This is a genomic window from Rhodoferax sp. AJA081-3, assembly GCF_017798165.1.
Lineage (GTDB): Bacteria > Pseudomonadota > Gammaproteobacteria > Burkholderiales > Burkholderiaceae_C > Allorhodoferax.
In genome coordinates this window covers 3,153,257-3,172,541 of record NZ_CP059068.1, presented here as the reverse complement: position 1 = coordinate 3,172,541, position 19,285 = coordinate 3,153,257, and the positions used below count along the sequence as shown (strand labels likewise).

At 60.2% G+C, this 19,285-nt stretch carries 15 protein-coding genes and 1 pseudogene; 6 read left to right on the top strand and 10 right to left on the bottom strand.

Annotation, left to right across the window (positions count from 1 at the left end):
• The first annotated feature begins 28 nt into the window (after positions 1 to 28).
• Together minD and minE are read left to right on the top strand one after the other, a co-directional pair.
• The gene (gene minD, locus HZ993_RS14920; RefSeq protein WP_209393519.1) at positions 29 to 844 is read left to right on the top strand and encodes a septum site-determining protein MinD; all 816 of its coding nucleotides are present in this window, start codon (positions 29 to 31) and stop codon (positions 842 to 844) included.
• Positions 845 to 847: 3 nt separating this feature from the next.
• On the top strand, positions 848 to 1,111 hold the full coding sequence (gene minE / locus HZ993_RS14915) for a cell division topological specificity factor MinE (protein ID WP_209393518.1): 264 nt from the start codon (positions 848 to 850) through the stop codon (positions 1,109 to 1,111).
• A gap of 8 nt (positions 1,112 to 1,119) precedes the next feature.
• Here the strand turns inward: minE and HZ993_RS14910 are convergent, their stop codons facing one another.
• From HZ993_RS14910 to HZ993_RS14895, 4 genes are read right to left on the bottom strand one after another with little or no spacing between them, the layout of a single operon-like run.
• Positions 1,120 to 2,070: an antibiotic biosynthesis monooxygenase gene (locus tag HZ993_RS14910; RefSeq protein WP_209393517.1), complete on the bottom strand. Its 951-nt coding sequence runs from the start codon at positions 2,068 to 2,070 to the stop codon at positions 1,120 to 1,122.
• Positions 2,067 to 4,784, bottom strand: coding sequence for a molybdopterin-dependent oxidoreductase (locus HZ993_RS14905; RefSeq protein WP_209393516.1), 2,718 nt, complete (start codon positions 4,782 to 4,784; stop codon positions 2,067 to 2,069). Before HZ993_RS14905 ends, HZ993_RS14910 begins: the two co-directional genes overlap by 4 nt.
• Positions 4,781 to 5,608, bottom strand: coding sequence for a xanthine dehydrogenase family protein subunit M (locus tag HZ993_RS14900; protein WP_209393515.1), 828 nt, complete (start codon positions 5,606 to 5,608; stop codon positions 4,781 to 4,783). The genes HZ993_RS14905 and HZ993_RS14900 overlap by 4 nt, the downstream gene beginning before the upstream one ends.
• Positions 5,609 to 5,646: 38 nt before the next feature.
• A complete protein-coding gene (locus HZ993_RS14895; RefSeq protein WP_209393514.1) occupies positions 5,647 to 6,756 on the bottom strand; it encodes a hypothetical protein in 1,110 nt (369 codons plus the stop codon).
• A 207-nt stretch (positions 6,757 to 6,963) separates the two neighbouring features.
• Between HZ993_RS14895 and HZ993_RS14890 the strand changes: the two genes are divergently transcribed.
• Positions 6,964 to 8,046, top strand: coding sequence for a hypothetical protein (locus HZ993_RS14890; protein ID WP_209393513.1), 1,083 nt, complete (start codon positions 6,964 to 6,966; stop codon positions 8,044 to 8,046).
• 9 nt (positions 8,047 to 8,055) lie between these two features.
• Positions 8,056 to 9,765: a multicopper oxidase family protein gene (locus HZ993_RS14885; protein ID WP_209393512.1), complete on the top strand. Its 1,710-nt coding sequence runs from the start codon at positions 8,056 to 8,058 to the stop codon at positions 9,763 to 9,765.
• Between the two features lie 4 nt (positions 9,766 to 9,769).
• Here HZ993_RS14885 and HZ993_RS14880 read toward each other — a convergent pair whose 3' ends face one another.
• The 4 genes from HZ993_RS14880 to HZ993_RS14865 all read right to left on the bottom strand — a co-directional run bounded on the left by HZ993_RS14880 (position 9,770) and on the right by HZ993_RS14865 (position 13,091).
• Positions 9,770 to 10,555 (bottom strand): NRDE family protein, encoded by a 786-nt coding sequence (locus HZ993_RS14880; RefSeq protein WP_209393511.1) that lies wholly within the window; start codon positions 10,553 to 10,555, stop codon positions 9,770 to 9,772.
• Between the two features lie 8 nt (positions 10,556 to 10,563).
• Complete coding sequence (locus HZ993_RS14875) at positions 10,564 to 11,040, bottom strand: Lrp/AsnC family transcriptional regulator (protein ID WP_209393510.1); 477 nt, start codon at positions 11,038 to 11,040, stop codon at positions 10,564 to 10,566.
• A gap of 210 nt (positions 11,041 to 11,250) precedes the next feature.
• A complete protein-coding gene (locus tag HZ993_RS14870; protein WP_209393509.1) occupies positions 11,251 to 11,970 on the bottom strand; it encodes an amidotransferase in 720 nt (239 codons plus the stop codon).
• A 41-nt stretch (positions 11,971 to 12,011) separates the two neighbouring features.
• Complete coding sequence (locus HZ993_RS14865) at positions 12,012 to 13,091, bottom strand: 3-deoxy-7-phosphoheptulonate synthase (protein WP_209393508.1); 1,080 nt, start codon at positions 13,089 to 13,091, stop codon at positions 12,012 to 12,014.
• A 113-nt stretch (positions 13,092 to 13,204) separates the two neighbouring features.
• Between HZ993_RS14865 and HZ993_RS14860 the strand changes: the two genes are divergently transcribed.
• Complete coding sequence (locus tag HZ993_RS14860; protein WP_209393507.1) at positions 13,205 to 14,422, top strand: nitrate/nitrite transporter; 1,218 nt, start codon at positions 13,205 to 13,207, stop codon at positions 14,420 to 14,422.
• A gap of 606 nt (positions 14,423 to 15,028) precedes the next feature.
• Positions 15,029 to 15,277, top strand: a complete 249-nt coding sequence (gene infA, locus HZ993_RS14855) for a translation initiation factor IF-1 (protein WP_209393506.1) — start codon at positions 15,029 to 15,031, stop codon at positions 15,275 to 15,277.
• 77 nt (positions 15,278 to 15,354) lie between these two features.
• Here infA and gyrB read toward each other — a convergent pair.
• Both gyrB and dnaN read right to left on the bottom strand, forming a co-directional pair.
• A pseudogene (gene gyrB / locus HZ993_RS14850) lies at positions 15,355 to 17,957 on the bottom strand (DNA topoisomerase (ATP-hydrolyzing) subunit B).
• 137 nt (positions 17,958 to 18,094) lie between these two features.
• A complete protein-coding gene (dnaN, locus tag HZ993_RS14845; protein ID WP_209393505.1) occupies positions 18,095 to 19,201 on the bottom strand; it encodes a DNA polymerase III subunit beta in 1,107 nt (368 codons plus the stop codon).
• Between the last annotated feature and the right edge of the window lie 84 nt (positions 19,202 to 19,285).

The following is a 19,285-nucleotide window of genomic DNA, read 5'->3' as shown; positions in this document are numbered from 1 at the left end:
ACACCTTCATTGGAAAGCATAGACATTTATGGCAAGAATTATTGTGATCACCTCCGGCAAAGGTGGGGTTGGCAAGACCACCACCAGCGCCAGTTTTGCAACCGGTCTGGCCCTGCGCGGCCACAAGACCGCGGTCATCGACTTTGATGTGGGTTTGCGCAACCTGGACCTGATCATGGGTTGTGAACGCCGCGTGGTGTACGACCTGATTAACGTGATCCAGGGCGAAGCCAACCTGAACCAGGCGCTGATCAAGGACAAACAGTGTGACAACCTGTTTGTGCTGGCCGCTTCCCAAACGCGGGACAAGGACGCGCTGACACAGGCCGGCGTCGAAAAGGTGCTGCACGACCTGGGCGCGATGGACTTTGAATACATCGTCTGCGACTCGCCCGCCGGTATTGAGACCGGTGCTTTGATGGCCATGCACTTTGCAGACGAGGCACTGGTGGTGACCAACCCCGAGGTGTCGTCGGTGCGCGACTCGGATCGCATTCTGGGCATGTTGGCCAGCAAGACCAAACGCGCCATCGAAGGCCTGGACCCGATCAAGGAACACCTGCTGATCACCCGCTACAACCCGACGCGGGTAGACCAAGGGCAGATGCTGTCACTGGAAGACATCCAGGACATTCTGCGCATCAAACTCATTGGGGTGATCCCAGAGAGCGAATCCGTTTTGCAAGCGTCGAACCAGGGTGTGCCCGCTGTGCACATGCAGGGCAGTGATGTCTCGGAAGCCTACAAGGACGTGATCGACCGTTTTATGGGCGTGGACAAACCCATGCGTTTTACCGAAGCCCCCAAGCAAGGCCTGCTCAAGCGCCTGTTCGGAGGGAAGTAAGCCATGGCATCGTTTTTATCTTTCCTGCTGGGCGAGAAAAAGAAGACTGCCAGTGTCGCCAAGGAGCGGCTGCAGATCATTCTGGCGCACGAGCGCAGCGGCCGCAATGCGGCGGAGCCTGACTACCTGCCGGCCCTGCAGGCCGAGCTGGTGGCCGTGATCAGCAAATACATCAAGATCAACCAGAACGACATCAAGGTCCACCTGGAACGCCAGGACAACCTGGAAGTGCTGGAAGTCAAGATCGAACTGCCCGAGAACCGCTGAGCGTGGTTTTACTGCAGCTGTGAAAACACCAGCAGACTCAGCGCATACAGGCTGAGGATCAGGGCTGCGCCGCGCACATGGGTCGAGTGTGCGCTGGCGGTGGCCGGTTTCAACCACCAGCCAAACCGTGTGCAGGCCCAGGGCACTAGTGAGTTGAGCAGCAGTACACCAACCACATTGCTGACAAACAGCGACAGCCAAAACGGCAGGTGCAAACCCCTGTCGAGCAAAGGCCCCTGCACACCATAACCAAACAGGAACACCACCGGGTACAGCAGGAGCAACACAATCATGTTCTGTTTCCACGCTGGTGGTGCAGTGGTGTCCGCGGTGCCACCTCCTGGGAACCATTGGTCAAAGCCGGTGCGTACGATGCGGGCGCGTACATCGTCACTCAGATTTTTCCCTTCTTCCAGCAAGTTCAGGCGTGCGGGTGACTGCATCCATTGGTCCAGGCTGGCATCCGAGTCAAAACGCACGATGGCCAGCCAGCTATCCTGCACGCCCGGCAAGGGGGGTTCTATGCGGTAACCCTGGAAGCCAGGAGCCTGCGCCTGGGCCGTTGCCATGCGCCGCTCCCATTGGTGGTAGGCCGCTTCTTGACCCGGTTTGACACGGGTGGATATCACCGCAGAAGCTGGCGCCGGCAGCACACCACTGGAGGCGTCCCGGATGATGTGGATGTCATCATGCCCGGCGAGCAGGGCTTGGGCATCTGCCAACAGATTGGAGCGGGTGTCGGAGTGCATCCACTGCTGGGCTGCCTGCAGGGAGCTGAAGCGTTGCAGAATGACCCAATCAACCTGTGCGGGTGGGCTGGGTGGGATGACCTTCTGGTCCAAAAAACCTGCATGGCTTGCGGCGGCCTGGCCAACGGTTTCCTGCCATGCGGCAAAGGCAACATCCTTACCGGCGGCGGCCCGGGTTTGTGTGACGATGGTTACCGTGTCGGTGCTCATGTTGGCAGCGTGGCTTGCAACTGGTCAAAGATGCGATCCGGCGTAAGCGGCAGGTGGGCAAAACGCACACCGGTGGCATTTTTCAGCGCATTGGCAATGGCAGGCGCTACCGGATTAATAGCACACTCACCTTGCGCTTTGGCGCCTAGAGGTCCAATCGTGTCGTAGGTGTCGGCAAAATACACCTCGCTGCGGGGTGCGTCGGCAAAGGCCGGTATGTGGTAGTTGCGCAGCGCGGCGTTGCGCATCTTGCCCGTGTCGTCGTACACCATGTGTTCGGTCAGTGCCCAGCCCACACCCATGCCAATGGCACCTTCCACCTGGCCGCGGCATTGCATGGGGTTGATCAGACGACCAATGTCAGCTGCATGCACGCTGCGCAGTATTTTGATTTCACCCGTGACCAGGTGCACGGCCAGTTTGATGCCCTGCACGTTGAAGGCCGTGGTGCGCGGTGACAGATAGGCCTTGCGTTTGGCTTCGAAGCGGTGGTTGTCCCGCATGCCGGCGGCATGGAGGTCTGGCAAGGTTATGCGCCGTTCGCTCGACACCACAAATCCTTCTTCCAGCTTCCACTGCGCTGCATCGGTACCGGTGTGGCGGGCCGTGTAGTCCAGAATATTTTCTGCCAGTGCAGCGGCGGTCAGCGCAACGGCTTTGCCCGCCACCACCGTTCCCGTGCTGGCAAAGGTGCCGGTGTCATACGGGGTGAGGTCGGTGTCCGCATTGATGATGGCTACATGGTCGGCACGGCAGTTCAGCAGTGAGGCTGCAATCTGCCGGTGTGAGGTGACTGAGCCATTGCCCATTTCGGTGGAGCCCACGGCCAGGTGGTAACTTCCGTCCGCGTGCATGGACATGACGGCACCCGAGCGGTGCTCGGTGGGGGGACCGCAGTCCAGCATGGCCAGCGCAATGCCTGTGCCTTCACGCCAGTGTTTGCCCTCTGGTGTGGGCAGACCGCCTGGGGTTGCCAGATTTTTTTCCACCAGGTCCATACACTGGTCCAGACCGTAGCTGCCGAAGTTGACGTCTGACGGGTCTTTCCACACTGACTCCATCCAGTCGCCGGGTTTGACCATGTTGATGCGGCGTATCTCGAAGGGGCTGATGCCCAGTTGCTGCGCCAGTTCATCCATGGCGCATTCCATCGCAAAGGTGGTTTGGGCCGCGCCGTAGCCGCGAAAGCCTCCACCAGGAACCATGTTGGTATAGACCGCATAACCATCGGCCTTTTTGTTGGTGCAGCGGTAGGCAGTGAGCGGGTTGCCCAGTGCGGCTGCCAGGGTCTCGCTGCCGTGGTTGCCATAGGCGCCGGTGTTGGACACCACACGCACTTGGATGGCGGTCAGTACACCGTCTTTCGTAGCTCCCAGCTTAACGTCGGTGGTCATCTGGTGGCGGGTGGATGCGCCAACAAACTGTTCCTCGCGCGTGAACTCCCATTTGACCGGCCGACCGGTCTTCAGGCTGGCCAGCACACACAGGTCTTCGGACAGCATTTCCTGCTTGCCGCCAAAACCGCCGCCAACCCGTTCGGTTAACACATGGAGTTTGCTGGCATTGAGGCCAAACACATAGGCCAGTTTCTGGTGCGTGATGAAGGGGGCCTGCGAGCTGGTGCGCACATGCATGCGACCGTCGTCGCTGGTCCAGGCAATGGAGCCATGGGTCTCCAGGTGAACGTGTTGCACGCGGGAGGTGGAATAGGTCTTTTGGTGGACGGCATGGGCGGCTGCAAAACCGGCGTCCACACTGCCGACTTCTCCGCTGATGTTGCAAAAGATATTGCCGACCGATGCAGTCCCTTTGTCATGCAACAGGGGGGCGTCGGGCTGCATGGCTTGCTCGGGGTCGAATACGGCGGGCAAAACCTCGTAGTCAATCTCCACCAGGCGGCAAGCGGCCTCTGCTGCAGCTTCGGTTTCCGCCACCACAGCCACCAGGCGCTGGCCCACAAATCGCGCCACATCATCCAACACATAGGTGTCGTCCGGGTCCACTAGGTGGTCTTCATGGGTGGCCGTACTGAACAGGCGTTTGGGCACATCCTCATGGGTGAAGATGGCGACCACGCCGGGGTGTGCCAGCGCCTTGCCGCGGTTGATGCTGCGCAGGCGTGCATGGGCATGGGGTGAGCGAACGACCTTGAGGTGCAACAGGCCCGGAAACTCCTGGGTCGCATCCACATCCATGGTGTAGCGCGCCTTGCCAGTCACGATGGCTGGTCCGAAGGGATTGCCCAGGCTGGCGCCGCAGGCCTGGCCGGCCACATCGGCCTGTGCACACTTCTTACCCTGGATGGCATCTTCTATGCTGCGGTAACCGGTACAGCGGCATAGGTTGCCTTTCATCGCCCGGGGCAGGTCGGCACGCTGTGCATCGTCCAAACTGGCCACGGTCATGATCATGCCGGCGGTGCAATAGCCACATTGGAAGGCATTGGCATCCAGAAACGCCTGCTGGACCGGGTGTAATTCGTCGCCCTTGGCCAGTCCTTCCAAGGTTGTAACCGAGCGCCCTTCGGCACGGAAGGCCGGCATCAAGCAGGAATGCACGGGTTCACCGTCTAGCCATACGGTGCAGGCACCGCAGTCACCGGCGTCGCAACCTTTCTTGACACCGGTCATACCCTGCTCCCGCACAAAGGTGCGCAGGCATTGCCCAGGTGCGGGCTCGGCGTGGAAGACCTTGCCGTTGATGGTGTAGCTCATGCGGTTGCTCCCGTCAGTTCGGCAAGAATTTCCTGGGCAAAGTGGTAGGTGACATGGCGCTTGTAGGCGGGTGTGCCATTTACGTCGTCAAAGTAGCCATCGGATGGGATGGCGACATCCAACGCCTGTTTGAGAGTTTCGGCAGTTGTACCCCGTGGCAGCCGCAACTGCATGGGACGGGGGGTGGAGGCAGTGATGGTGAGTAGCAGGTCACCTCCGTCCTGCGCCTGTGTGCCGATCAGCAAGGCAGCTGAGCGGCCCAGGTGGGTGAGGCTGGCGCGGCGGATCGCAAAACGTTTGGTCAATGCGGTGGTGGGCAGGTGGATGCTGCGCAGCAATTCACCAGGGGCCAGGATGTTGCGGTTGTTGCCGGTAACAAATTCGACGGCGGCCACAGTGCGGGAATTACCGTCGCGGGCCAGCAGTATGAGTTGGGCTTCCAGCGCGACGGATAAGGAAACCATGGCACCCGCTGGCAAGGACATGCAGAGGTTGCCGCCCACAGTGGCTGCATTCCAGATCTTGAACGAGGCCAGCAGGCATTCGCAACAGGCCTGTATCAAGGGAGCGGCGGTCCAGGCGCTGTCCCCCTTGAAGGCATAGAGGTCGGCGATGCGGCAGGTGGCAGCAATGTCCAGACCCTGTGCAGACACGCCCAGCGCGGGCCAGGCCAGTTGCTGCAGATCAATGAGCGTGCGCAGCTGTGGTTGCGGTTCTGAAAACAGCCAGGTGCCGCCCGCCAGCCAGGCATCACCTGTCTGCCATTGGCGGATGTCATCTGCTGACCTGGGCCGTTTGACGGCGGCAATCGTATGGAGGTTCACAGTCTCTTCCCCTCGAATGGGACAGTTTGTTGTACGGTCTAGCGCAGGTCTTTGATACTGCCAGGCCCAGGCCCTGGCGTCACCAGGGTGGGCCATTGTTTGGAGCCAAATGGCACGAGCGGTGGCAGCACGGGCTGTAGGTTGCGTTTGGCAGCTTCGGCCATGATGGCGTCGCGTGCATCGCCGCCCATCAACTCATAGTCCATCAGACGGTCGTTGCCAAAAAAGAGCTTGCCGATTGAACGGTCGGCAATGATGCGTGTTAAGGACTGCAGCATGTCTGCTTTGGTGGTGGTGAACCCCATGGTCTCGATCAGCAGCAGGCGGTCGTTGATCGCCTGCGCCCCGAAGTATTGCGCCAGTACGCTGAAGATGACATTGTTCTGCCGGGCCACGTAAATGGTGTTGCTGGCTCCATAGGTTTTGTCCCAGTCCTTGCCCAGCAGGCCTTTCCATTCGTCGAGTACTTTCATCCAGTGTGCGACCTGGGTCTGGGCCGCCCATGCCACGTTTTTGGCAAGAAAGGGAGCTTGTGTGGTGGAGAAGGCCTTGAGCGCGGCATAACTGACGTCACCGTGTTTTATACACGCATCCATGAAGGCAATGTTGGCTTGCAGGATGGCTTGATTGTTCTCGCGCCAGGCTACCGGCATATCGGTGGCGTTCAGGCCTTCCAACGCGCTTTGCATGCGGCTACGAAAGGCCAGCATGGGCGCCCGCCACGACCTGTCTTTGGGATTGTCGATATAAGGGCCAACCACCTGCGCCAGGGCCATGGTGCTATGGCTGACCGATTTCAGCAATTGGTAGACCATGGGGACCGGGGGCGCTTCCAGCGGCTCAAGGCCTGGACGGTAGAGCGTGAAGTTGCCGCCCGAGCCTGAGAAAAGTGCAAGGATGACAGGGTGGTTGGCCAGAATATTTTTGGTAAACACTTTGGACGCACTGTCATACAGCGCGAACATGCTGTTGTTCAGCGCCAGCACATTGGTTGTTTCAATGCTGCCCGGTGCTGGATCGGGTGTGCCAACCAGAATCACCATATCGGGTGGGATTTCTGCCGCAGTTGCAGTGGCACCCAAACTGGCACCGACCGAAAGTGCGAGCGCAACAACAACGTGGCGCAGCTGAGCAATGACGTGGTTCATCGGAAAGGACTCCCTTGTGGCCTATGGCAAATCCAAATGGTATCCACACTCGCTTGTAATCCAGATACAAATTTTCAAAGCCACGCTTTGTACGCAGCGTGTCAGCAGGAGTAGGGCTGCGCCATTCCGTGGAAAGTGCTTGCGCCAATACCGGCCTGCAGGTATTCTGGCCTGCCGCAATGGCCCCCGAACCGAAAGGATGGCAGCATGAAAATTGTCCAGATCAGTGCGGGGCGTGATCGCTCTGTGGTTCTTGCGAGCGACGGGAGCGCCTATGGTTGGGGTGGCATCAAACGGCTGGGGGCTACGCTGCCACCGGGTTATCCGGGTGAACTGTGCACCAGCAGCCCGACCGAGATTGGGCACAACCGGTATGCCCAGCCGGTGCCGCAGGCGCTGAACCCCGGTATCCCTTTTGTGGCGATGGCCGATGGGTATGTCGACACCCTGGTGGTGCAGCGTGCGGGCGCGGTGTTGTCCTGCCGGCCGGTGGTGTCGGAGCTGGGTGCAGCCCATGCCGAGATTGCCGGCCTGCCACCCGCACCGTTGCAGGTGGCTGTGACCGAGTCCGGAGGCTTTGCGCTGTATGCCGATGGTGCGGTCTGGTCTTGGGGACTGAGTGCCAACGGCCAGTTGGGGCGCCCTACCACGGCACGTGTGGATGGTCCGGCCCGCATCCCGGCGCTGGCGTCCATTGCCATGCTGGCCACCGGACACGGGCACGTGCTGGCCCTGGACACCAGGGGCCAGGTCTGGTCCTGGGGTGCCAATGCGGCGGGTCAACTCGGCACGGGCGGTCTGACAGAAAGCGCCGTACCCACCAAGCTCAAGTTGCCGGCCCGCATCCAACGGATTGCAGCCGGTGACACCCATAGCTTTGCAGTGGATGACAGGGGCCGCCTGTGGGGCTGGGGATCGAACAACTTTGGGCAGACCGGCGATACCGCGGCCAAGTACGCCAGCCTGCCGGTGCGTATCACCACTGGGTTTGCAGTGGCGCAACTCGATGCCGGCATGTATTACACGGTTGCCACATCCACGCAAGGCGATGTGTTTGCCTGGGGCTGGAATGGCATGGGGCAACTGGCCCAGCAAGACTTGGCGTTTTCTGCCAAACCCGTGCGTGTCAAAGAACTTTCACGTGTGACGCGCCTGGCCGCCGGTGTTTGCCACACGGTGGCACTGACGGCCGACGGTGTGTTCGCCTGGGGTGACAACCGCGCGTCCGCCTGCGGTGCATTCCCTTCGGTGGTGGTGCAGGCCAAGCCGAACCGTGTTTCTTTTGTTTGAGGACCGGCCATGAATAACACGTCTCACACCGCACCCACCCGCCGCGAAGCCCTGCAATGGGTGTTCGGGTTGACGAGTGGCACCGCTGTCGCGTCCCTGGCGGGTTGCGGTGGATCGTTCAACGCGACCACGGACACCCTGCCCGACCCCCAGGTGTTGGCATCTTCAAACGGCCTGCTGAGTCTGGACCTTAATGCGCAGTATGCTGCCCAGACGCTGACCATAGCTGCCGCGCAGGCGACGTACCCGGGGGACGCCAAAAAGGTGGCCACCGCACTGCGCAGTTTTAATGGGCAGTACATGGCGCCTACGCTGGTGCTGAAACTGGGTGACACCCTGCGCATCAAACTCAACAACAAGTTGCCGACCAATGTGTCGGGTCAGTCCAAGGTCAACTACCTCAACCACCAAAACAGCACTAACCTGCATTTCCACGGTCTGCATGTGGACCCCCGAGAATTCAGGCCCGGTGTGTTTGGTGACTATGTAGTGGATGTGGCAGAGGCCGGTGTGCTGCCCGGCGCCAGCCGCCAGCACGAGGTGACCATTCCCATGGACCACACCAATGGCATCTACTGGTACCACCCGCATCTGCATGGATCGTCCAATGTGCAGGTCTCCAGCGGCATGTTTGGTGCCATCCTCATCCGTGACCCAGCCGACAAGTTCATCACGTCGTCTGACATCCGCGAGCGGGTGATCCATGTGCACAAGGTCACGCTGAACAAGGATGGCAAGACCGAGTCCTTCTACGATTCGGTCAACTCCGATGCATCGTCCTTCCTGTTGAACGGTGCCTACCAGCCCACCATCGTGATGCGCCCGGGCGAGGTGCAAAACTGGCACTTCATCAACACGGCGTCGTTCTACCCGTTCAACCCGGTGCTGGACGACCACACCATGCTGCTTTATGCCAAGGACGGCAATGTGCTGGACCGCACCTTCAAGTCCGTCAACCTGGCAACCTCTGGCGACTATGGGTCTGGCAGCACGGTCAACAACCAGAAGTGGCCGGGCAATGTGCTGTATCCGGGCAACCGCAACTCGGTCATCGTCAAGGCCAGCAATGTGCCCGGCACCTACTACCTGCGTTCGGTAAAAGCCATTTCTAGCGACAAGGATGAAGTGGTGGCCCGCATCGTGGTTGAAGGTTTCCCGGTGTCCACAGCGCTGCCGCTGGCCACTGACCTGCCCCGGTATGTCGACCACCTGCCCATCACCGACGCCGAGCTGGCCAGCCATGGTGGCAAACAGCGCAACCTGGTGCTGGCCATCTTGCCCAGCACCAGCGACCGCCTGGCTTCACCCATTCCGGCGGGCGAAAGCTGGTTTATTCCTCTGGGTGATGGTGCCGACGGCATGGCCAACACCGTCTTCTCGTCGGGGGATGCCAGTTCCAGCGCGAAGCTGTCGCCCTTCCAGTCGTCATTGACGGCAACCCAGACCGTGGCCCTGAACGCGGTGGAGGAGTGGACGATCCAGAACATCAACGGATACCCCCATCCCTTCCACATCCATGTCAACGACAGTTATGTGGTCAAGGTCAACGGCGAAGCCGTCACGCCCTACTGGGCAGACACCTTGCCGGTACCTCCCAATGGCGGAAGCATCACCTTCCGGATGCGCTTCACGGACTTCATAGGCAAATACGTGTGGCACTGCCATGCGCTGGACCATGAGGACCTGGGCATGATGCAACTGGTGGAGGTGGTGGCCTAGGTTGTCAGGTGAATTCCGCTCGCTGGAGCGCGAACCGCTCTTCTATTTCGCCCAACAACCCCTGCGGACCCAAACTCTGTTCCAAGAATTCCGCATGGTCCTGGTGCAGCGCAAGTACGCTGCAGGCCCGTGTGCCGTAGCCAGGGGTAGCGATGAAGACGGCGGACAACACCCGTTCCAGTTCTAGCGGGACGCCGGTGTTGGGCAGGGCGGCGTCGGGCACCAGGCTGCGGTCCTGCAACAAGGGTAGGTAGTGGCGCAGGCCCGCAGCACCACTGGCGGGGGGTTGTGCGGCCAGTCCATTTTGCAGTTGTGTCAGTTTTGGCCAGGGGGTGTGGAAGTCGGCGTTGGAGACCGCGCCCAGGCCCGGCGTGTGGTGCAACACCTTGGCGCCACGGCTCTCCAGCCCCATCAGCTGCTGGCCGTCAAACACCAGCAGGTTGAAGGGGTTGTAGTCTGCACAGTGCCGTGCCAGTTGCTGCAGGTAGGCATGCGCGGGGAGATCACTGTGCAGAAAGCCCGCCACCAGTTCCCCGCGAGAGGGTGTATTGGTACGCTGGGGCTCGGCGCTGCGGAAGTTGGTGAGGGCGGCCAGGCGCCCGGTGCGGCTCAGGCCCAGCCAGGTGCCGCCACCCTGCACGTCCTTGCCGGCCAGGATCTGGGCGCCATTCGCATCAGGCGCCCACCAATGCAGGGGCAAGGCGGGGCGGGCATAAAACTCGTCGCGGTTGGCCAGTAACAGCAGAGGTGTGGCACTGTGGGGTTGCCAGTTCCAGGCGATCAGGCACATGGTTGCCCCTACACCGTGCCGGTGGACACGGCCAATGCCGTTTTGGATAAGACCTGGCGCAGCACAAAACTGGAGTGCACACCGGTCACACCGGTGATGCTGGCCAGCTTGTTCAGCAGCAGGGCCTGGTAGTGGTCCATATCGCGCACGGCCACTTTCAATTGGTAGTCGGCGTTCTGGCCGGTGATCAGCAGGCACTCCAGCACCTCCGGTAGCAGGCTGACCGTGGCCTCGAAGTTGGCAAAACGCTCGGGTGTGTGTTTGTCCATGGAGATATGGATCAGGGCGGTGAGTGTCAGGCCCAGCTTTTTGGCATCCAACAGGGCGCGGTAACCGACGATGAGGCCCGATTCCTCCAGGGCCCGTACCCGGCGCAGGCAGGGAGAGGGCGACAGGCCGATGCGGTCGGCCAGGTCCTGGTTGTTGATGCGGCCGTCTGCCTGCAGGATTTCCAGAATATGTTGGTCGTAGCGATCCAGTTTCATGTTTCTGCCAGTATTTATGTCATTTGAGACAGAGTATGCCGAAAATTTGCTGCACATGGGCCACTACGCAATCTTCTGCCAGCGCTGCAGACCTACACTGGAAACATCTGTTACCGACAGAACCTCCATGCGACCCGGGCCACAAGCCCCGGTTGCGCAACCGGACCCACAAGGACTGGACTTGCAAAACTTCCCAACCCCGGGGCCAATTTATCCAGCGCTCCGGGGGCTGTTTTCCAGAAATGCCACCACCAACCGCGCCACATCGCCACCCTCGTGGCCGGCCAGCAAGCCCTTGCTCTTGGCGGCGTATTCGGCTTCACCCAATCGTTCGCGGTGTTCGTCCAGCAAGTACTGGCTGAAAAACGTGTCGAATTCGGGATGGGCCTGCACACAAAACACGTAGTCATCCACCGTGAAAGCCGCCACGGGGCAGAAGTCGCTGCTGGCGACCAGGCTGGCGCCCGGGGGCAAGGCCAGCACCTGGTCCTGGTGGCTGACATAGAGCGCAATCTGCTGGCGATCTTGGCAATTTGGCAAATCTTGGCGGTGCCAGTCGTAGGCCATGCGCCCTTTGCCCCAGCCCTGTGGCGCGCGGCCCACAGGCCCCCCCATACACAGGCCGATCAACTGGTGGCCAAAACACACGCCCACCATTTTTTTGCGTTCGGCCAATAGCTGCGTGACGCGCCGGCGCAGTTCGACCACCCAGGCTTCATCGGAAAACGCGTCCGATGCACTGCCGGTCAGCAGCACTGCGTCATAGGCATCAAACGAAGCCGGGTATTCACCCCGCTGGGTGCTGAAGATGTCATAGGTCCACTGGGCCCCCACGCTGTTAAACAGCTGCACAAACATGGCGCCAAAGCTGGTGTAGCGGCGGGCCAGTTCACCGTCCAGCGTGTCATTGTCCAGGATGCAGATTTTCATTGCTATAAAGGTGATAGCTATACAGGCAGTATGAACGGGGGCTAGTGGCCTCTACGGGCTCTGACCGCTGCCGCCAGCTCCTTCAGCACCGGCACGGTTTGTTCCATGCTGATGCAGGCGTCGGTGACGGACACGCCGTGCTGCAACGGTGTGCCGGGCAGGATGTCCTGGCGGCCCTCGTTCAGGTGGCTTTCGATCATGATGCCGGTGATGCGGCGGTCGCCGGCGGCGATTTGTTGTGCCACATCCGCCGCCACCACGATCTGACGGGCGTGTTGTTTGCTGCTGTTGGCGTGGCTGACGTCAATCATCACCTGCTCGCGCAGGCCCGCAGCTTTGAGCAGTGCGCAGGCTGCGTCCACATCGGCCTTGCTGTAGTTGGTGGCCTTGCCGCCGCGCAAGATGACGTGGCAGTCGTCATTGCCGCGGGTCTCGAAGATGGCGGCCTGGCCCATCTTGGTCATGCCCATGAAGGAGTGGCTGGCCCTTGCTGCCTGGATGGCGTCGGTCGCCACTTTGATGCCGCCGTCCGTGCCGTTCTTGAAACCCACGGGGCAGCTCAAACCACTGGCCAGTTGGCGGTGGCTCTGGCTCTCGGTGGTGCGCGCGCCGATGGCGCCCCAGCTGACCAGCTCACTGATGAACTGGGGTGAGAGCAGGTCCAGAAATTCGGTGCCCACCGGCATGTCGATGGCCAGGATGTCCAACAGCAGCTTGCGCGCCATCTCCAGACCTTCGTTGATGGCGAAGCTGCCGTCCAGGTGCGGGTCGTTGATGTAACCCTTCCATCCCACCGTGGTGCGGGGTTTTTCGAAGTACACACGCATTACCACTAGCAGGTCATCCTTCAGGGCCTCGGCCTGTTCCTTGAGCTGCCAGGCGTAGTCCATGGCCTGTTCGTGGTCGTGGATGGAACAGGGGCCGACCACGACGATCAGGCGGTCATCCTTGCCGTGCAGGATGTTGGAGATGGCCGCGCGGCTGCTCTCCACCAGGGCCTGGGCAGCGTCTGGCACGGGAAGTTTTTCTTCCAAAAGCGCCGGGGTGATCAGGGGGCGCACCGCACCGATGCGGAGGTCGTCGATGCGGGTGGTGTCGTGGGTGCTGAGTTCGGTTTTCATTACTATGAATTTTATAGCTGCTTAGGTAGATTACACGGGGGCTAGGGGCATATTTTGCCTGCAAGGCTGTTGCTGGGCGGTCTTCGCTGCCACCTGCTGTGACAATTGACGCCATGAATGAGCACCTGCGTCTGTGGTTTCGCCTGGTACCGGCCTATGCCGCCGGGTATTTTCTGTCCTATGGTTTGCGCAGTGTGAATGCGGTGATTGCGCCTGAACTGATGCAGGAGATGGACATCACCGCCACCGGCCTGGGTTTGTTGACCTCGGCCTATTTTCTCGCCTTTGGCCTGTTCCAGTTGCCGCTGGGTTTGTTGCTGGACCGGTTTGGCCCACGCCGGGTAGAGGCGGCCTTGTTGCTGGTAGCGGCAGTGGGCAGTGCGGTGTTTGCGATGGGCAGGTCTTTGGAGGCGCTGGCGCTGGGGCGTGCGCTGATAGGCTTGGGCGTGTCCGCCTGTTTGATGGCCAGTTTCAAGGCGTTTAGCCAGTGGTTTCCCAGTGAACGCCTGCCGTCGCTGACGGCCACCATCATGGTGGCGGGGGGGCTGGGCGCGTTGTCGGCCAGTGTGCCGGTGGCCGCTGCGCTGCCTTTTGTTGGTTGGCGGGGTGTGTTCTGGCTGGTGGCCGCCCTGCTGGTGCTGGCGGCGGGCTTTTTGATGACCGTGCCGGACCACAGCGCCAAGGCTGAGCGCGAGACCCTGGGCCAGCAGATCCGTAGCCTTGGGCAGATCTACGGCAACCGTGTGTTCTGGCGGTTTGCACCCCAGGGTTGCGTCATCATGGGCGGCTTCATGGCCATCCAAGGCCTGTGGGCCGTGCCTTGGCTGATGGAGGTGAATGGCGCCACGCGGGGTGATGCGGCCGGTGTGTTGTTCCTGATGTCGCTGGCCATGCTGGCGGGGTTTTTGTTCGTCGCCACCTGTTCAACGGCCCTGGCGCGGCGCGGCATCACACCCATGGTCTTGTTGCGTGCCGGCATGGGGTTGGCGCTGGTTGTGGAATTGGCCATTCTGTTGGGTCTGGCGCCGCCCGCATCGTTGTGGCCGCTGCTGGGTGTGTCGTTCAGCCTGGGCAATATTGCCTATTCGCAGCTGACGGCGGCCTTCCCGGTGGCGTTGTCGGGCCGGGTGAACACGGCGCTGAACCTGCTGGTGTTTGTGGGCGCCTTTGGTTTGCAGTGGGGCATAGGCGCGGCGGTGGACGGGTTTGTGTCCGGAGGCATGGGCCGGGCGGATGCCTTCCGGGCCACGCTGGGTGGCTTGCTGGTGGCCCAGGTGTTGGCGTTTTTATGGTTTCTGGTGCCGGTCAAGGCGGCGGCGGCGCCGCGCTGATACGGGGTCGGGTGCGCTATTTTTCAAGACGTGGTATATTCGGGGGTCGCTTTTGGCGACTGGTCACGTAAATCCACCCTAGGTGGTTCACGCGAACACCCCCGGCAGAGGGGTTGCCAGTCCAGCCCCTCAACTGCGTTCACACCAGTCTTCTCACGGCTTGGTGGCTTTTTCCCCCTCTGTCGACTTCGCCCCTGCTATGGCGAGTAAGCCAGCCTGTGGTTCTATAGAAGAACGGCGTGCTGGATGGATGAGAAGGGTGCCTCGGCATGAGGGCATGCCAATTTGCTTCCCGCGCCATGGGCCAATTCGCCCCGCGCATGTTTGATTTTTAATGATTTTTACGACAACAATAAAAGAAACGCCCATCACAATGGGCAAATACCGCATCGCAGCCTGCCCCCGTCAATTACCATGTGGGCAGTACGCCGCACAGGTTTCCATTGCCAGCGGCCGCGGCAGCGCTTCCACCGATCGTGTGATGCGATTCCACGATGAGTTTCCCTCGCACGACGCAGCAGCGCGCTTCGCCATTGCACAAGGGATTGACTGGGTGCGTGACATCACACGCCCACACTGAATTTAGTTTTACAGGAGTACTACACCATGGCTAAAGAAGACCTGATCGAGATGATGGGCGTCGTGAACGAAGTGTTGCCCGATACGCGTTTTCGCGTGACGCTGGACAACGGCCACCAACTGATTGCCTATTCCGCAGGCAAGATGCGCAAGAACCACATCCGCATTCTGGCGGGTGACAAGGTGTCGCTGGAGTTGTCCCCTTACGACCTGAGCAAGGGCCGTATCAACTTCCGCCACATCGAAGGCCGCGGGCCGATGACGCCGCGCCGTTAAGCGCACCCATCAAAAAGGGCTGCAGTTGCAGCCCTTTTTTACGCCTGGTCTCTGAGAGGACCAGCGGTGTTGGTTTATCAGATATCGATATTGCCAGCGCGCAGTGCGTTGGTTTCGATGAAATCGCGGCGGGGTTCAACTTCGTCGCCCATCAGCATGGTGAACACGCGGTCTGCTTCGATGGCGTCGTCGATTTGCACGCGCAGCAGGCGGCGCACGGTGGGGTCCATCGTGGTTTCCCACAGCTGGGCGGGGTTCATTTCACCCAGTCCCTTGTAGCGCTGGCGGCTGGTGGCATTTTCGGCTTGGCTTATCAGCCAGGCCATGGCTTCGCGGAAGTCGGAAACTTTTTCTTCCTTCTGGCGTTCACCTTCACCGCGCATCACGCGGGCACCTTCGGATAACAATCCCTTGAAGGTGTTGGCGGCTTCGGCCAGGGCGGCGTAGTCCGCACCATGTACAAAGTCTTGCGTCAGCACACTGCTCTTGACGTTGCCGTGGTGGCGACGGCTGATGCGCAGAATCGGTTTGTCGTTGCGCTCATCAAACTCACCGGCCACTTCAGCGTCTGGTAGACGGGCTTGCAGCGCGGCGGCAGAGACTTCGGCATCGGCTACCGTATCCAGGTTCAGCGCCACACCATCGGCCACGCTCCGCAGTGCCTCGGCGTCCATGAAGTTCTTCAGGCGGGCAATCACGGCCTGGGCCACCTGGTGCTTGCGCGCCAGTTCCGTCAGTGTGTCGCCGCTGATGGTGGTGCCATTGGGTCCGCCAGTGAATACCGAAGCATTGACCAGCGCAATGCGCAACAAGAAGTTGTCCAGATCACTCGCGCCTTGCAGGTACAGCTCTTCCTTGCCGGCTTTCACCTTGTAGAGCGGCGGCTGCGCGATGTAGATATGGCCGCGTTCGACCAACTCGGGCATCTGGCGGTAGAAGAAGGTCAGCAGCAATGTGCGGATGTGGGCGCCGTCCACGTCGGCATCGGTCATGATGATGATGCGGTGGTAACGCAGCTTGGCGACATTGAAGTCGTCGTTGCCGGTTGTGCCACCTGCCTTGCCGATACCGGTGCCCAGTGCTGTGATCAGCGTCAAGATTTCATTGCTGGTCAGCAACTTCTCGTAACGCGCCTTTTCCACATTCAAGATCTTGCCGCGCAAGGGCAGGATGGCCTGGAATTTACGGTCACGGCCTTGCTTGGCAGAGCCGCCGGCAGAGTCACCCTCGACGATGTAGATTTCACACATCGCCGGGTCTTTTTCCTGGCAGTCGGCCAATTTGCCGGGCAGGCCCATGCCATCTAGCACCCCTTTGCGGCGTGTCATGTCGCGGGCCTTGCGGGCGGCTTCTCGGGCGCGTGCCGCTTCGATGATTTTGCCGACGATGATCTTGGCGTCGTTGGGGCGTTCCTGCAGGTAGTCGGCCAGCAGTTTGGACACGATGTCTTCCACTGGGCCGCGCACTTCGCTAGAGACCAGCTTGTCCTTGGTCTGGCTGCTGAATTTGGGCTCAGGCACCTTCACCGACAATACGCAGCACAGGCCTTCGCGCATGTCGTCACCGCTGACTTCGACCTTGGCTTTTTTTGCCAGTTCGGATTCGTCGATGTATTTGTTGATGACACGTGTCATCGCGGCGCGCAGGCCGGTCAGGTGGGTGCCACCGTCACGCTGGGGGATATTGTTGGTGAAACACAGTACCTGCTCGTTGTAGCCGCTGTTCCATTGCATCGCCACTTCGACACCGATGTTGGTGCCCTGGTCACTCTGGCGGTCACCCATGGCATGGAAGACATTGGGGTGCAGAACGGTCTTGCCCTTGTTGACGTAGTTCACAAAGCCCTGCACACCACCGGCGCCAGCAAAGTCGTCTTCCTTGCCAGTGCGTTCATCCTTCAGACGGATGCGCACACCGTTGTTCAGGAACGAGAGTTCGCGCAGACGCTTGCTCAGAATTTCATAGTGGAAGTCGTTGTTCTCTTTGAAGATTTCGGTGTCGGGCAAAAAGTGCACCTCGGTGCCGCGTTTTTCGGTCTCGCCGATCACCTTCATGGGGGACACTTCAACACCGTTTTGCGTCTCGACGATGCGGTTCTGCACAAAGCCCTTGCTGAACTCCATTACATGGACCTTGCCGTCACGGCGGATGGTGAGGCGCAGCATCTTGGACAGCGCGTTCACGCAGGAGACACCCACGCCGTGCAGACCGCCCGAAACCTTAGGCTGTTCTGGTTGAACTTGCCGCCGGCATGTAACTCGGTCAATGCGATTTCGGCCGCCGAGCGTTTGGGCTCGTGTTTGTCATCCATCTTCACGCCGGTGGGGATGCCACGGCCGTTGTCGACGACGCTGATGGAGTTGTCGGAGTGAATGGTGACCAGGATGTCGTCACAGTGGCCGGCCAGGGATTCGTCGATGGAGTTGTCCACGACCTCAAACACCAGGTGGTGCAAGCCGGTGCCGTCAGACGTATCGCCGATGTACATGCCGGGGCGTTTACGTACCGCCTCCAGGCCTTCCAGGATCTGGATCGAGCCTTCGCCATAGGCTTCGGTTGCGCCCGCCTGGTTGGTGTCGATGGTCGGTTGGAAGTTGGAGCTGTCCGCGCCACTTTCGCCAGTGTTCACTGAATCGCCTGCGTTTTCAGCGGGGACTGGGGCTTTGTTTTCTTCGGTCATGGCTTGCTTCTCTCTCACAAATTTCAATCAGTTGGGGACAGAACTGACGGTCTGGCCTGCAAATCTCAGCATTCTTGAATGCATAAACCCCCGGAGCCCGGGGGTTTGCTAGTCATCCAGCTACTATTTTTGTAGCATCAAATTCTCATCGGCATCACGACGTATTTGAAGGTGGCGTTCTCCGGAATCGTGAACAGTGCCGAGCTGTTGCCGTCCGACAGTTCCAGTTTCACCATGTCCTGGCTCATATTGGCCAGCGCGTCGATCAGGTAGGTCACGTTGAAACCGATCTCTATGCTGTCACCGCCGTAGTCGATGTCGAGTTCGTCCACGGCTTCTTCTTGCTCGGCATTGTTGGAGGCTACACGCAGGCTGCCGGGGTCGATGTTCAGGCGCACACCCTTGAACTTGTCGCTGGTCAGGATGGCGGTGCGTTGCAGAGTCTTCAACAGCGCATCGCGACCCAGCGTGATGCTGTTCTTGTGGTTCTTGGGGATGACGCGGTTGTAGTCAGGGAATTTGCCCTCGACCAGTTTGGTAACGAACTCCATGCCGTCGAATACAAACTTGGCCTGGTTGTTGGCGAATTGCATCTCGATGGCGCCTTCGGCATCCGACAGCAGGCGCTGCAGTTCGACCACAGTCTTGCGCGGCAGAATCACTTCCTGCTTGGGCACTTCCACATCCAGCGTAGCGGAGGCAAAGGCCAGGCGGTGGCCGTCGGTCGCGACCAGGCTCAGCTGCTTGCCTTCGGCCACAAACAGAATGCCGTTGAGGTAGTAACGGATGTCATGCACAGCCATGGCAAAGGAGACTTGGCTCAGCAGGCTCTTGAGCGTTTTTTGGGGCACGCTGAAGATGGGGCCAAAACTGGCGGATTCTTGCACCAGTGGAAAGTCTTCTGCCGCCATGGTTTGCAGTGTGAACTTGCTCTTGCCACCTTTGAGGATGATCTTGCTCTGGCTGGACTCCAGCGATACGGTCTGGTCCGATGGCATGGTGCGCAGGATGTCGATCAGTTTGCGGGCACCGATGGTGGTCGTGAAGTTGCCGGTGTCGCCACCCAGTTCGGCCGTGGTGCGAATCTGGATTTCCAGATCGCTGGTGGTGACCTGGAGAGAGGTACCGGTTTTACGGACCAGCACGTTGGCAAGAATAGGCAGAGTGTGGCGACGCTCCACAATACCTGCCACGGACTGCAGTACCGATAGGACCTTGTCCTGCGTTGCCTTCAATACGATCATGTCTACCTCTTCTTTAATGTCTGCTGTGGCACCTTTTGCCCCCGTGCCCAATTTTTCTGAAATCCCGCCATTTTCCCAGTTTTA

Bases quoted from the DNA above. Each gene is read 5' to 3' on its own strand.
- minD (WP_209393519.1), top strand. From the start codon at position 29: ATGGCAAGAATTATTGTGATCACCTCCGGCAAAGGTGGGGTTGGCAAG.
- minE (WP_209393518.1), top strand. From the start codon at position 848: ATGGCATCGTTTTTATCTTTCCTGCTGGGCGAGAAAAAGAAGACTGCC.
- HZ993_RS14910 (WP_209393517.1), bottom strand. From the start codon at position 2,070: ATGAGCACCGACACGGTAACCATCGTCACACAAACCCGGGCCGCCGCC.
- HZ993_RS14905 (WP_209393516.1), bottom strand. From the start codon at position 4,784: ATGAGCTACACCATCAACGGCAAGGTCTTCCACGCCGAGCCCGCACCT.
- HZ993_RS14895 (WP_209393514.1), bottom strand. From the start codon at position 6,756: ATGAACCACGTCATTGCTCAGCTGCGCCACGTTGTTGTTGCGCTCGCA.
- HZ993_RS14890 (WP_209393513.1), top strand. From the start codon at position 6,964: ATGAAAATTGTCCAGATCAGTGCGGGGCGTGATCGCTCTGTGGTTCTT.
- HZ993_RS14885 (WP_209393512.1), top strand. From the start codon at position 8,056: ATGAATAACACGTCTCACACCGCACCCACCCGCCGCGAAGCCCTGCAA.
- HZ993_RS14880 (WP_209393511.1), bottom strand. From the start codon at position 10,555: ATGTGCCTGATCGCCTGGAACTGGCAACCCCACAGTGCCACACCTCTG.
- HZ993_RS14875 (WP_209393510.1), bottom strand. From the start codon at position 11,040: ATGAAACTGGATCGCTACGACCAACATATTCTGGAAATCCTGCAGGCA.
- HZ993_RS14870 (WP_209393509.1), bottom strand. From the start codon at position 11,970: ATGAAAATCTGCATCCTGGACAATGACACGCTGGACGGTGAACTGGCC.
- HZ993_RS14865 (WP_209393508.1), bottom strand. From the start codon at position 13,091: ATGAAAACCGAACTCAGCACCCACGACACCACCCGCATCGACGACCTC.
- HZ993_RS14860 (WP_209393507.1), top strand. From the start codon at position 13,205: ATGAATGAGCACCTGCGTCTGTGGTTTCGCCTGGTACCGGCCTATGCC.
- infA (WP_209393506.1), top strand. From the start codon at position 15,029: ATGGCTAAAGAAGACCTGATCGAGATGATGGGCGTCGTGAACGAAGTG.
- dnaN (WP_209393505.1), bottom strand. From the start codon at position 19,201: ATGATCGTATTGAAGGCAACGCAGGACAAGGTCCTATCGGTACTGCAG.